The 13,562-nt window shown below is 55.4% G+C and carries 13 protein-coding genes and 1 tRNA gene; 4 read left to right on the forward strand and 10 right to left on the reverse strand.

The features are described from left to right. Window positions 1–8: 8 nt before the first annotated feature. From CAMM_RS08940 to mca, 3 genes are all read right to left on the reverse strand, one after another. A complete protein-coding gene (locus CAMM_RS08940) occupies window positions 9–1,091 on the reverse strand; it encodes a 3-deoxy-7-phosphoheptulonate synthase (protein ID WP_040354866.1) in 1,083 nt (360 codons plus the stop codon). 382 nt (window positions 1,092–1,473) lie between these two features. Then, entirely contained in the window at window positions 1,474–1,803 is a 330-nt protein-coding gene (locus CAMM_RS08945; protein ID WP_003846295.1) for a hypothetical protein, read from the reverse strand. Continuing rightward, window positions 1,803–2,744 carry a mycothiol conjugate amidase Mca gene (gene mca / locus CAMM_RS08950; protein ID WP_003846296.1) on the reverse strand — a complete coding sequence of 314 codons (942 nt, stop codon included), beginning with the start codon at window positions 2,742–2,744 and terminating at the stop codon, window positions 1,803–1,805. Before mca ends, CAMM_RS08945 begins: the two co-directional genes overlap by 1 nt. An 87-nt stretch (window positions 2,745–2,831) precedes the next feature. On the opposite strand from mca, the gene CAMM_RS08955 reads away from it, so the two are divergent. The 3 genes from CAMM_RS08955 to CAMM_RS08965 all read left to right on the forward strand — a co-directional run bounded on the left by CAMM_RS08955 (window position 2,832) and on the right by CAMM_RS08965 (window position 4,556). Further along, window positions 2,832–3,326 carry a DUF4307 domain-containing protein gene (locus CAMM_RS08955; RefSeq protein WP_003846298.1) on the forward strand — a complete coding sequence of 165 codons (495 nt, stop codon included), beginning with the start codon at window positions 2,832–2,834 and terminating at the stop codon, window positions 3,324–3,326. Between the two features lie 200 nt (window positions 3,327–3,526). Then, complete coding sequence (greA, locus tag CAMM_RS08960) at window positions 3,527–4,045, forward strand: transcription elongation factor GreA (protein WP_003846300.1); 519 nt, start codon at window positions 3,527–3,529, stop codon at window positions 4,043–4,045. Window positions 4,046–4,091: 46 nt separating this feature from the next. Next, a complete protein-coding gene (locus CAMM_RS08965; RefSeq protein ID WP_003846302.1) occupies window positions 4,092–4,556 on the forward strand; it encodes a hypothetical protein in 465 nt (154 codons plus the stop codon). A gap of 840 nt (window positions 4,557–5,396) precedes the next feature. Here the strand turns inward: CAMM_RS08965 and CAMM_RS08970 are convergent. From CAMM_RS08970 to CAMM_RS08985, 4 genes are all read right to left on the reverse strand, one after another. Beyond that, window positions 5,397–6,206, reverse strand: coding sequence for a Bax inhibitor-1/YccA family protein (locus CAMM_RS08970; protein ID WP_040354869.1), 810 nt, complete (start codon window positions 6,204–6,206; stop codon window positions 5,397–5,399). A gap of 264 nt (window positions 6,207–6,470) precedes the next feature. After that, window positions 6,471–6,543: transfer RNA gene (locus tag CAMM_RS08975), tRNA-Leu, on the reverse strand. Between the two features lie 96 nt (window positions 6,544–6,639). Continuing rightward, window positions 6,640–7,602, reverse strand: coding sequence for a Ppx/GppA phosphatase family protein (locus tag CAMM_RS08980; protein ID WP_003846307.1), 963 nt, complete (start codon window positions 7,600–7,602; stop codon window positions 6,640–6,642). A gap of 17 nt (window positions 7,603–7,619) precedes the next feature. Further along, window positions 7,620–8,165 (reverse strand): DUF501 domain-containing protein, encoded by a 546-nt coding sequence (locus tag CAMM_RS08985; RefSeq protein ID WP_003846308.1) that lies wholly within the window; start codon window positions 8,163–8,165, stop codon window positions 7,620–7,622. 188 nt (window positions 8,166–8,353) lie between these two features. Between CAMM_RS08985 and CAMM_RS08990 the strand changes: the two genes are divergently transcribed. Further along, a complete protein-coding gene (locus CAMM_RS08990) occupies window positions 8,354–10,009 on the forward strand; it encodes an HNH endonuclease signature motif containing protein (protein WP_003846310.1) in 1,656 nt (551 codons plus the stop codon). Window positions 10,010–10,118: 109 nt separating this feature from the next. Here CAMM_RS08990 and CAMM_RS08995 read toward each other — a convergent pair whose 3' ends face one another. From CAMM_RS08995 to CAMM_RS09005, 3 genes are all read right to left on the reverse strand, one after another. Further along, complete coding sequence (locus CAMM_RS08995; protein WP_003846312.1) at window positions 10,119–10,829, reverse strand: septum formation initiator family protein; 711 nt, start codon at window positions 10,827–10,829, stop codon at window positions 10,119–10,121. A gap of 212 nt (window positions 10,830–11,041) precedes the next feature. Next, a complete protein-coding gene (gene eno, locus CAMM_RS09000; RefSeq protein ID WP_003846315.1) occupies window positions 11,042–12,319 on the reverse strand; it encodes a phosphopyruvate hydratase in 1,278 nt (425 codons plus the stop codon). Window positions 12,320–12,500: 181 nt separating this feature from the next. Then, window positions 12,501–13,316, reverse strand: coding sequence for a lytic transglycosylase domain-containing protein (locus CAMM_RS09005; protein WP_075761546.1), 816 nt, complete (start codon window positions 13,314–13,316; stop codon window positions 12,501–12,503). Window positions 13,317–13,562 lie beyond the last annotated feature (246 nt).

Raw genomic sequence — 13,562 nt, forward strand, 5'->3', positions numbered from 1 at the left:
CCAGCATTCTATCGTGTTGCGCGGCGAGTACGAACCGCAGCTGCCAACTCCGCCAATAGATCCACGGTGTCGCTGATATCCATGCAGGCATCGGTGATGGATTGGCCATAGGTTAACCCCTCAATTCCCTTCTCATCTAAGGATTGCGCACCGCCTTCGAGGAAGGATTCCATCATGATGCCCGCAATATGCTCATTGCCTTCAGCAATTTGCTTAGCGATGCCCCGGGTTACCTCTACCTGGCGCACATGATCTTTTCCAGAGTTGGCATGGGAGGCATCAATCATCATGCGGGAGTCATCGCCTAGCTTGTCGACGACCTGCGCTACCGATTCAGCATCCCAGTTCGGACCGTGGGAGCCACCACGCAAAATAATGTGGCAGTGCTGGTTGCCCGCGGTTTCTACGACGGAAGGCTGGCCATCGTCAGAGGTTCCAAAGAAGAAGTGCGGCGATGCTGCTGCCGATGCCGCGTGAATAGCCACGTCCACGTTGCCATCAGTGCCATTTTTGAAGCCAATCGGCATGGACATCCCCGACGCCAGCTGACGATGCACCTGGGATTCGGTGGTACGAGCGCCGATAGCGCCCCAAGCGACTGCATCAGCGTAGTACTGAGGTGAGTTCGGCTCTAAGAACTCGCACGCGGCTGGCAGGTCTAGGTTCACAATATCGGTGAGCACCTTGCGCGCGGTGCGCAGGCCGGAAGGAATATCGAAGGACTGATCCAAGTGTGGGTCATTGATAAGTCCCTTCCAGCCCACGGTGGTGCGAGGCTTTTCAAAGTACACGCGCATAACCACCTTGAGGTCCTCCTCCAGCGCGTGGGCCAGCGGAGACAAGCGGTTTGCGTAATCCAGCGCGGCGACGGGATCGTGAATCGAGCAGGGCCCCACGACCACTACGAGGCGGTCGTCTTCACCAGCGAAGATATCGGCAATTTCCTGACGATCCTGCTCTACCTTCGCGGCTTGTTTCTCACTTAAAGGTGATTCCGCCTGCAACTCGGCCGGACTGGGCAATTCGTGGAAAGCCCTCACGCGACGATTAGAGGTAGACGCTGGTGCGTTCAGTGATACTGGGTGCGACATGAGATTGAACTTCCTTCTTTGTTTCTGTGTGACTGGCGTGGTGCCGGTCTGCCTGCGAGGAAGTTCGTGTTGTGCTGCAACATGTCAACCCCGAGGCAAACAAAAAAGCAGCTCCTCATCTGAGGGCTGCTCGGCTCCGGGGTGAAAGTGCGTTAGCGTTCGTTAGTGTCTTGCGCTTCTACTGTGATTTAGCAAGACATCAACAAGACGCCGGAAGGGCCCGGAGCCTTGTCATAATAAAATCGGTTAACGAACATGAGGAGAACTCTAACACACTTTCTTTTCTCTCGCGCTACTTCGCTCTAAGGGCGGGTGATTTAAGTGGCGCGAAGCTGGCATCGACAAGCGAATGCGGTGCCCGGCGAGGCCGCACCCAGCGCTGCTAGAACTTGGACTTTTTGCGGTAGTCGTACAGGCCGGCGTCTTTCATCGCCTGATCCAATGTTTCTTGATCGAAAGGATCGATGCCGTGTTCCTCGGCGAAGAGGGTACGCCTGCGAAAGCGCGAGTAGCGGCGATGGAAGAACCATCCCGCCATCAGCACCGCAATGGCCAAAAGAACTAGAACCAACATGCCAATTGGCGATGACTTACCAAACTCCGGGCCCACCGGACCGTCCTGGCTGCGCTGGGCAAGATAAAGCACATCAGTGGAAAGATTGTGCATTGCCACTGTCACATTGCTGGTTATAGCACTGGATAAAACGCTCATTAGTTATTCGCCTCTCCCAGCGATTCATCAATCCCCGGTATGCCTGCCAGCATATCGTTTTCGGGCAAGCTCGTGGAAACTCGAGTTTGCGCCAATTCAAATTCTTCCGTTGGCCACAAACGCGCCTGCGTCGCCACCGAGGTTGCCAAGAACGCTCCCGCTGGGTCAATTTGAGTCGCGTGTGCGCGCAGCGCATCCTCCCGGTTTTGGAAGTAATCCGCGCATTCAATCTGCGTGGTCACGCGCGACATAATATCGCCAAAGGATGTATCCCAGCGAGCCATCATGGGCTCATACGGGCTGGTCTTGCCCTGTTCTACCAAGTCATTGTGGAAAAGCTCCATGCGTTGGAAGACGAATCCGTGGGAATAGTACAGCTTGAGCGGCTCCCACGCTTCTCCGAGCTCGGGCTTGTAGCTGCTATCCCCAGCCTTTTCCCACGCGATCATGCTTGCGCGGTACACCATGAGGTGATCTGGGTGCGGGTAACCACCGTTTTCATCATAAGTAATAATCACGTGTGGCTTAAACTCGCGGATGACGCGAATGAAGTCATCTGCGACATCTTCATCGGGCATTTGTGCAAAGCAATCTTCTGGCACAAACTGACGCACTACATCGGCGTCTTTTGCGCGGTTTTGCTTGGCCAATTCTTGCGGTAAACCAGAGTCGATATAGCCCAGCCACTTGTGCTGAACTCCCAAAGCGCGAGCAGCTTCCGCCATTTCTTCGTGGCGAATGCTGGTCATATTTTCTTTGACGCCTGGTTTATCCATCGCCGGATTGATGATGTCGCCACGTTCGCCACCGGTGCAGGTGAGAACCAGCACCTCATGGCCTTCGGCCGCATATTTTGCTGTGGTCGCCGCACCCTTGGACGATTCATCATCCGGATGTGCGTGAATGGCTAAAATGCGCCCGGTATTCAAAGCGTTCATCATTTCCTTATATTCACTCGACGAATTAACTATCTGCCTATCTTAGGGCATGATTCGGCATTTGCTGAAAGCACGCTAGACTAGCTCATTATGAGCACTGCTGGACGTCAGCCCAATCGAAATACCCAGGTACCACAACGCACGCGGGGCGCAACTTATTCCGAACGCGTTGATCACGGACGCACCCGCACCGGCGATCTGACCAGCAAAGCTGTCGCGGCTATTTTCGTGGCGATTATCGTCGTCGGCCTGTTCTTTGGTTTTAAGTATCTCGAAGGCCGGGACAACGTCAATGCTCAGATCAGCTATGTCTCCCATGAGGAAATTGATGAAGACACCTTGGGAGTCTGGGTTGATGTCATGCGCAACCGCCCCGATGAGGCTGCGTACTGCATTGTTCAGGCTTTTGATTACTCGAAGGCTGAGGTCGGTCGTCGCGAATTCGCATTAGCACCTGACGGACGTGAAAGCGTGCGGGCGTTCGTAGAGATTCCAACCACCGCTAACGCGGTTGCTGGCGATGCCTATGGCTGCTCCAGCACCATCCCTCCGTACCTGGATACTGAGCACACCATTTACGAGTAGGTAAGGTCAGGATATGCCCGCGGTTGTGCTAGAATTCGTGCCCAGTAATATCCTTGAGTTGGCAGTTCGGCCCTAATTACTATTTTGGGGCCGGCTATTTCTATGCCAAGGTGATGCGGCAAGCTTTTCTCATGCATTCCACGTACCAAGGTCTATAAACTCTAGGTATAAAACAAGCTAATACAAGGAAGGTCGAAAGTATGGCAGAACAGAAGCAATACATCACTCCAGAGACAAAGGCGAAGCTTGAGGCTGAGCTGCAGATGCTCATTGACCGCCGCCCTGAGGTTGCAGCGGAAATTAACGAACGCCGCGAAGAGGGCGACCTCAAGGAGAACGCCGGCTACGACGCCGCGCGTGAGATGCAGGACCAGGAAGAAGCCCGCATCAAGCAGATCTCTGAAGTTCTAGCGAATGCCACCACCGAGCGTGAGGGCATCCAGGACGGCGTTGCTGCCATCGGTTCTGTAGTGCACGTGTACTACAACGGCGACGAAGAAGATAAGGAAACCTTCCTCATCGGTACCCGCGCCGCAGCATCCGACAACAAGGACTTGGAGACCTACTCCGAGCAGTCTCCGCTTGGCGCAGCTATTTTGGGCGCGCAGGAAGGTGAGACCCGCGAGTACACCGCACCTAACGGTAAGGCTCTGTCGGTCACCATCATCTCCGCGAATCCTTATGACTCCGCGAAGGCCGCGACTCCACGCAGCTCCTAATTACTGCTTACTGCTAGCTTCATCCCTAACTTGTAGAAAGATTGCCATGAAGAAGTTTTCCCGTATCTCTGCCCTGGGTGTTACCGCTGCCGTTGCTTTTGCAATTGCTGCCTGCACCCCTCCAGGTGAGGTTGACTCCGATGTGAAGATCGACAATGCCTCCACCTACGAAAACCAGACCTCTACCGCAGGTTCCAGCTCTGAGTCGACTTCCGCAAACCCATCGGCAGAGCCATCAGCTACCGACGAGGCAGCTGCAGGCCAGCAGGCCCAGTTCATCGATTGCATTGCGGCACCAGTCACCGAGCCAACCGAGATTAGCTTGGACTGCACCAATAACACCGATATCGTCACCGATATCGATTGGGAATCCTGGACCGCTGAAGAAGCAGAGGGCACCGGCGTTCGCGGCGAGGACGAAGTAACCGTTGTCTTGTCCCAGCCAACTCAGACCCAAACCGGCCTTGCTTTCACGCAGATTGAGGTTGACGGAGAAGTTGTAGCTCCTTAATCTCTTCCCCTTGCGCTTTACTAGCGCCTTTCCGCGTCATCTCCTAGCAGATGATGGACAATGGAAAGGCGCTTTTTGCTTGTGTGGGCGATGAAGTCAATACGGCAAGCGAGCCTAAACCGGCGTCGAAGCATGCGCTTCTACCCTTTGGTCTGCCGTCCAAAGGGCGTGCCGGACGTAGTTCTTGCGCCCACCCCCTAAGCGCACCCTGAAATTGTGCCTGAGTCTCCTCTCCTCGAAACACCTTCCCTGGGAAGGTTTGAGAAGGAGGGATCGTGGCGTTCAGAGTAATTTCGCTTCCGCCTGACACAAGGAACTGCCGGTACCCTTGTGTCTGCGCGAAATTTCGAACCGTCGCTCGCTCAACCGCATTGACTTATGCCAGGCAACGTATGCTTCCTGGGTGAAGCTCCCCCAAGCATCCACGGCAGGTCTGTCCACGCTTTCGGCAAGTACTTAACTGCCAAAAGTATGGAACGCGCATTTGTCGCCCACTTTCAAGAATGCACTAAAAGTGTTGATTTGTCTGCCAATGTATCGATATATCCGCTGCGCAGATAACAGTTCTTTATAAAGGAAAAATTTGGCGACAATACGAATTCGCACCCGGGCATTTTACCAGCGGATATAAGAACAATCTATTTAAGACATTCGTCGAATAGAAGTATCGAATCCACCTATTGTTTCACCCCGAATACACCCCCGACACGTAGGGATTGCGCGGCGCTGTGGGATCACTTGCGGTAAAAACTTCAAAGCCCGCAGGCAACTTTACTAAGTCCCGCGGGCAGTGCGCTGAGCGCTGCAATTTAGCAGCGCTGGCTATGAAGAGGTTAAGTTCTAGCGTTGCTGGAAGTAGCTGAGCAAGCGCAGAATCTCGGTGTAGAGCCAGACCAGCGTGACAGCGAGGCCGAGGGCAACACCCCATGCGTAGTTAGAAGGTACGCCCTGGCGAATCATCTTGTCTGCTGCGTCAAAGTCAGTCATAAATGACAGAGCAGCAAGTCCGATGCACACGATGGAGAAGATAATAGCGATCATGCCGCCATCACGCAGTGGGCTGTTGCCGGTGAAGATGGCCAGCAGGAAGTTACCCAGAGCCAAGAAAGCAACGCCGAAGATGGCGCCGGTGACAATCTTGTTAAAGCGTGGGGTTACCTTGACTGCCCCGGTCTTGTACACAACGAGCATGCCCAAAAATACGCCGATGGTGCCCAAGATGGCTTGACCAATGAGTGCGCCAGCATTTGCGTCGCCTACGAGGAAGCCTGATAGGAGCAGGGAGAAACCGCCAACGAATAGGCCTTCCAGCGCCGCGTAGATAAGCGTGACGGGCGCGGAGCCCCACTTCTTAGCGAAGGTAGCGACCAAGACAGTAATAAAGCCACCGATGCCGCCCACGACGGTCAGGATAATAGCGATGGTGGGATCAATATAGGCCGCGATACCGAAGTTCACGACAGCAAAGGCAATAATGACAGCCAGGGTGATGCCGGTTTTAGTAACGACATCGTCGACAGTCATTGGCCGGGTAGCTTTGGCTGCCCCGCCTGAATATTCAGCGTTATAAGGCTGTCCATAGCCATAATCCGTCTGTTGACGCGAACTGTTGTTAGACAGCGAGTTCATTACCGGGTTGCTAGAGCGCAAGGGAATCCCGATCCTTTCTAGGAATTAACTTCTTCTTTATTCATTAGGTTCAACGAATAGTTCATCGAGGAAGTTCCCATCGCACGAATTTTTCTCATAAATCTGCGAAGTGGGTTTCTGCACTAGAAAGCGGTGGTGCAGGGGTCGGGGCATCGACAAGCGATGGTGCTAAAACCGCACCTATAGAAAATGACGCCGATGTGGATTTTTTGTCATTTCACCGGCGTCATTTAATTTGAAATCCAACATTTCTGCTGGCCGTTGTGCCCCCAGTCGGACTCGAACCGACACTGAATTGATTTTAAGTCAACTGCCTCTGCCATTGGGCTATGGGGGCTTGTGCAATCAAGCGCGCAGAGCACGCGCTAAAAGCACTGTCTTAGTCTATAAAATGGTCTTCCAAAAAGAAAACTTAGGGTAGCTTAGTGACATTTTAGGAGTATAGATCTGCGACGATTCCCGCGGTCATGCCATCTAAAATGTCTTTTTCGCTGATGTAGAACGAACGCGCGGAACTGTTGCGTTCAATCATCTGCATGATGCCTTCAACCACGACCGAACCGCCGCCGATAACGTCAGCGCGACCGGGGTGAATCACCGGGTTGAGGGCGCGCGCTTCCGAGGATTCGGCGATGAGCTGCTTAGTCAGGACACGCAGGGCATCGAAACGCAGCTCGGAGCCGTGGATGAGCTCGGCGTCGTAGCGCTCTAGCCCCTGCGCCAGGGCTGACAGAGTGGTAAATGTACCGGCGCAGCCAACGAACGTGGTGGCTTCGTTGATGGGGACGATTTTCTCCACCTCTGCCGTGCGCTCTGCGACGTAATCTCCAGCGATTTCGACCTCGGTTTCCGTTGGGGGATCCGATGGCATCATGCGCTCGGTCACGCGCACGCAGCCCATACGAGCTGAGTGGGAGCCGGTAATCTCGCCTTCGGCGGTGCCTACGATGAATTCGGTAGAGCCGCCACCGAGATCGATAACACAGTAGGGGCTGCGGTCTTTGGGCAGGTCTCGCACTGCACCCTGGAAGGAAAGCAAGGCCTCTTCTTCCCCGGAGATCACTTCGGCGCGCGCACCGGACTGGACTTCACCTAAAAGCTCCGCGGTCATGTCGAAAAACTCTTCCGCATTGCTCACGTCACGGGTCGCCGAGGTGGCGACCATGCGTACGCGTTCCACGCCCTCAAATTTCATCTGCTGCACATACTTGGCCAAGGCCACGCGAGTGCGCTCAAGGGCCTCTGGCTGGAATTCGCCATGGGCATCAACGCCCTGTCCCAGCCGCACGATTTCCATGGTGCGGTACACGTCTCGAACGACCCCGCCGGGGCGGACATCCGAGATGAGAAGGCGGATCGAATTGGTGCCACAATCAATGGCTGCTACACGAGTCATGTTAAAGGCTCCCCACCCTAGGCATTTGAAAAGTCAAACTGGTCTAGGTCTATCCCTAGCTCCTCAGTCGTTGGCCAATCCTGCGGGATAGCTGACCCGCGAAGCTTACCATGATCCGCAGCTAGGGCGACTGCTTCCGTGCCGAAACGGAAGTGCTCAGGCCCTTCTGCCAGACCATAGGCGATGAGAACGTGCAGGCACTTCACACGGTCTGGCATACCGCCGCCGGAGAAGTCCGTGCCTAAATCTTCCATCGCATTGCGTTCTTTAAGAAAGTGCTCGTGCGCCTTGCGGTAATCCTCTTGTAGATCCTCGTCTTCCGACAGGCGTGCCTCCATCCACTTCATGATGTGGGCCACCTCCAGGCGCGATGCCTCCGCGGTCAAGCGCGGGTCGGTGAGGTAGTACAACGTTGGAAAAGGTGTTCCATCCGGTAGCCGCGGAGCAGTCTTGATTACTGCAGGCTGGCCATCTGGCGTGCGGTACGCGATATCGACTACGCCCCGGGGTTTGCGACCCAACTGTTCGGCAACAGTGGATAGATCTGCATCAGATACTGTCATGCCGTCATTATTCCATGAGGTCGTACAAGGCACTAACTATGTAGCTGTAGCGGTGGGAATTTTGCTATCTGTAGGCCGCTTTAAATGTTCGAATAACAGTTCGATAACGAGTGTTGCGGCGTCTGGGAATTGGACTAATATTGGTGCCAGAACATTAGAACAAAGTGGCCCGGAAAGGAGGGCTGGCCATGAATGATAACGATATTTCATCGAACATAAAGAACGCAGTAGAGCTTGTCATTGCGGGTATTGATGAATTGTGCGAGTCTGTGGAAAATATTGATTCCATACCGTTTCACCGCGTTCATACCAATTTTGAACGTCTTGAAGAATCACTTCACCGGAAGACACTTTTAGATGCTGCATTCGCATTCATGGCCGAACGAGACGACGCTGGGCGCCTCGTTGGCTCCTCCCGTGCCGCTGACTACCTCACTAATTGTCTGGGGTTGACCCGCGCGGAAGCCGCAATGCGCCTTTCAGCGGGCAGAAGTCTTTACGGAAAGGTCGTCCCCGAGCCAGTTCCTGAGCCAGAGCCCTGTGAGCAAGAGCCAATCCCCGAACCTGACAGTGAACTCAGTGAAGAGGAGCAGGCCAAGCAACGGCAGCAAGCGGAAGAAGAAGCACGCCGTAAGAAGGAAGAGGCTGAGGAAGCTGCCCGACGCGAACACGAAGAAGCACAGCGCGAAGCTGAACGACGGGCAGAGCGGGAGCGTAAAGCTCAAGAGGAACGTCGTCGCAAGATGGCTGAAGAAGCTGCCAGTGTGGAAATAGCCAAGATCATTGAACAAGAGCTGCGTAACTTGAATAAGCATGCCGAGCCTGGGCCCCAGGAACTTCGAGCTCAAGCCATGGATGAAGCCAAGAAACGCTCTCCTGAAGACTTGCGTAAATGGCTGCGCAAGCGAGTTACCAAGGCTAATGCCGCTGGGAGGATGCCCAATGGCAAGAAGGATCCCTTTGCAGCTACCCGTAAGCGCAACTTCTGGATGAGTGAACCAGATGAGGATGGTTCAGTGCGAGTATCTATTCGTACGGACTCCCTCGGCGCCGCACTATTGGCGAAGGTGCTCCTTCCAGCACAGCGCCCCGGCAGCCCAGTGCTACCTCCCGAGGATGACAACCGTACCTTTGGGCAGCGTCGCCATGACCAATTGATGGAAGTATGCTCCCAATACGTTGAGGGCAAGGATCCGAAGTCTGGTTTGGGTTCTATCTTGCTGTCGACAACCTTGGATGACCTCAACGACCTTTCCCCTGACTCGACTTTTATCACCGATACCGGCCATGAACTGAGTATCTGGGATGTAGTTCGACTCTCAGAGGGAACAAACGACTACCTCGCAGTACTCGACCCCGAGGATTTCCAACCGCTAGCTCTCGGAAGAACCAAGAGAACTGCATCATTTGCACAAAAGCTGGCATTATTTGCTGCGGAGCTGTGTTGTACTGCACCGGGTTGCAATAGACCGATGGCAGAAACCGATGATCATCACTTGGTGGCTTGGCAGCACGGCGGTGCAACGGATACCCGAAACCTAACACTGCTGTGCCGCAGGCATCACGTGGATAATAATGACCACCATGATTTCCGAAACGGAATGGGGCACTCGGAACGAGATCCCTATTCGGGGCGAGTCGGAAAGAAAATGCCCGGTAAAGAGGGGGTCATTTTCAACGAGTCGACGATGGCGGAGGAATCAGCGGCAGCACACTACAGGCGAAAAGCTGAGCGGCGATCCGCGCGCGCAAAAGATGCAGGTCCGCCCATACCAGACAACGAGATGGGTGGCGCATTATTTAATATCTCCGATGAGACAGGTCCGGTACCGCGGGCTTCCTAGCTAATGATGAGCTATTGAAGGATTTTTCGAGTTTCCCGAGCTGTAGCTACGGGGAAGGTGTGTATTCGCCTTCCCCATTTTGCTGTTGAATGTGGGAAGCAGGCGTGCACTACTGCCCGGAAGGGACTTCACCTGGCGGCATTTCGCCGACTGGGTCTGGTGCGTCCTCATTGTCTTCGACAACGTTGCCGACCGGTTCATCGCCCTGAGGCGCGCCGTCTTCGGCTGGGCTGCCGTCTGTTGGGCTTTCGCCTTCTGGGGCATCGCCGGCTGGAGCGTCGTTAGTGTTTTCGGGGTCATCGACGCCGAGGACGGGAGATTCTGGGTCGGGCTTTGTGGCAATGGAATCCCAGAGGACTTCGTACCAATCGCGGCTTTCTTCCTCAGCGTGCTCGTCGGTGGTGACGCTGTCTCCGGACGTGATTTCGGGGTCTAGAATACGAAACGCTACTTCGCCCTCTCCGACGACGCCGAGACGCCGGCGGGCTTCCTGCTCGATGTAGGCATCGCTTTCATATTTTTCAATCTCGGAAAGCAGGTGCTCTTTTTCATCTTGCTTAGCGATAATGGATTCGTTGAGGCGAACAATTTCGGTGCGGCCCTGGTAATAGTTGCGCAAGGGTACGGCAATGACAGCCAAGATGAGCAGGGCGACTAGGACCAAAACACCGAAACCAACCAGGTCGAGGCGGTTGTGGGAACGGCCGGAACCAGCGACGGCGGGTTTGGTTTTGCGGGTGGCTTTACGGTCGGCAGCGCGGGAAGCCACGGGAACGGTCGTCCGGGACTTCTTGGGTTTGTGCTGTTTCTCGCTAGCCATAGGATCCTTATCCTAGCGTCGCGCAGTCGCGAACTCACGTGGCACGCGTGACTGAAGTGAAATACTCATGAAATTGCCAGGCGAAAGCGCTAGGTTCACCCCGCGGGACTGGGGCTTTGGGCTCTCCGGGGCTAGGGCTTTGCAAAAGACAAACCCCAGGGTGCGCAAGCGCGAAGCTCACAGCCCCTGGGGGATGACAGTGCTAGAAGCGTTTACTTCTGAAAGCGTGGGAAGGCGGAGCGGCCGGCGTAGACTGCTGCATCGTCAAGCTCTTGCTCAATGCGAATCAGCTGGTTGTACTTAGCAACGCGCTCGGAGCGAGCGGGTGCACCGGTCTTGATCTGGCCGCAGCCCAATGCGACCGCAAGGTCAGCAATGGTGGTGTCCTCAGTTTCACCGGAACGGTGGGACATCATGGTGCGGAAGCCGTTGCGGTGCGCGAGGTCGACGGCGTCGAAGGTTTCGGACAGGGTACCAATCTGGTTGACCTTGACCAGCAACGCGTTGGCTGCCTTTTCGTCGATGCCGCGCTGCAGGCGGGTTGGGTTGGTGGCAAAGAGGTCGTCGCCGACGATTTGCACCTTCTCGCCCACTGCTGCGATCAGAGTGGAGTAGCCAGCCCAGTCGTCCTCATCCAATGGGTCCTCGATGGAGACGATTGGGTACTGCTCGATGAGTTCAGCGTAGACCTTGGTCATTTCCTCAGCGGTGTGCTCGCCGCCCTCAAAGTGGTACTTGCCATCCTTGTAGAACTCCGAGGAAGCAACGTCGAGCGCCAAAGCGATGTCTTCGCCGAGCTTGTAGCCGGACTTTTCTACTGCTTCAACGATAAGGTCAAGTGCTGCCTTGGTGGAATCAACGGATGGTGCGAAGCCGCCCTCGTCGCCCAGGCCAGTCGAAAGGCCCTTGTCCTTAATGACAGCCTTGAGGGAGTGGTAAACTTCCGCGCCCACCTGCAGTGCTTCGGAGAAGGTCTCCGCGCCGATCGGAGCGATCATGAATTCCTGCACGTCCACGCCCGAATCCGCGTGCGCGCCGCCATTGAGAATATTCATCATAGGAACTGGCAGGATGTGTGCATTCGGGCCGCCGATGTAGCGGTACAAAGGCAGGCCAGCGGACTGGGCAGCTGCCTTAGCCGCAGCAATGGATACGCCCAAGATCGCGTTGGCCCCCAGGCGGGACTTGTTTTCCGTGCCATCGAGGGCAATCATCGCCTGGTCGATAAGGCGCTGGTCGTCTGCCTCGAAGCCGACGAGTTCATCAGCGATCTCTTCGTTGACGTTTTCCACTGCCTTGAGCACGCCCTTGCCCTGGTAGCGGTCGCCGCCGTCGCGCAGCTCGTGTGCCTCATGCACACCGGTGGAGGCGCCCGAAGGCACACCTGCGGTGCCGTGCGCACCGTCGTCCAAAAAGACTTCTGCTTCTACGGTCGGGTTACCGCGGGAGTCCATGATCTCTCGTGCAAATACGTGCAAAATATCGGCCATATCCGAATTCACTCCTAGTTCCACTAGCTCTTATTATGCGGTGCTCAACGTCACGCACGCTACAGCCTACCGGGTTAGGTGGCAGACCTCCTCGCAATTCTTCCAGAAGCGTGCATAAAACAGCAGATTCGGGGAGACTTCGGGGCTAATTCACATTGCCTAACTATAAATGCGCTGGCTATTACGAGCTGGCGGGTTGGCCGATGGCATAGGAGTTTGCGGCACGGGCCACGCGGGAGACATAGTCCTGCGAATAATTATAGGAATAGATTGCGTCGAGCCAGTCCTGCCCTGTTCCCAAGTCGCGGCCGTGGGAGCACAGCAGGTGGGCTGAGGCCAGTGCGGCGTCATCGATCTGCTGCGGGTTCGGGTAATCATCGCCATCGGCATCACGGCCATGGCGCGCCCAGGATTCGGGAATGAACTGCATCGGCCCCACTGCGCGGTCGAATTCGGTGTCATTATCAAACTCACCACCGTCGGTATCGGGGATTTTGGCTGTGTTATTGGTGCCATCCAGCGGGATACCAATGATGGGTGGATCGGCAAAGCCGTTTTCATCCAATTTTGACGGCTTGAAAAAGTTGCCACTATAAGTGCCGTGCCGGGTTTCTACCCAGCCGATACCCGCCAGGGTATTCCACCGCAAATTGCACTCGGGCCAGGATTGCTTGGCGATGAGCTCTGCGTTGCCATACGCCCGCAGCGCCTGCGGGTCAATGGCGGTTTGTTCGGCAAGATCCTCAGACCAATACGTCAAACGGTCGGCGGTGCGCCCCGGGGCATTGACATCAATCGCGGCCACCTCGGCTGGCGCCGCCGGGGGTACTTCTTCCGGCACCGGCTGCAGGGTGCGCGAGGGGCTGGCCCCGCGCTCGCCGAAACCGTTAAATATTGCTGTTCCAATCAAGATTATTAAGGCGCCAACGAGGATCACTGCGAGCACGGCCGCGCAGCCGCACCCTCTCACCAGGGGTCGTCGAATCTTGTCAGTCACCCCGGGGATTCTACATAGTTCCGAAACCTTGCCATAATGCCCCACCGGCCACGAGTGCACACCACAGGCAACACCCAGGCTACGATTATGTCATTTATATAAACTTCAGCCACTTTGATAGACAGGTGTCACAGCGTGGGTTAAGCTTTGAACGATATTTGTGGCAGCCCGCCACAGCCTTCCACCGGTAGCACAGGGGTAGAAAAATGAAAATCCGTCGAATTCTTGCATCATCCGCTTTGGCAG

Source organism: Corynebacterium ammoniagenes DSM 20306 (assembly GCF_001941425.1).
GTDB lineage: Bacteria > Actinomycetota > Actinomycetes > Mycobacteriales > Mycobacteriaceae > Corynebacterium > Corynebacterium ammoniagenes.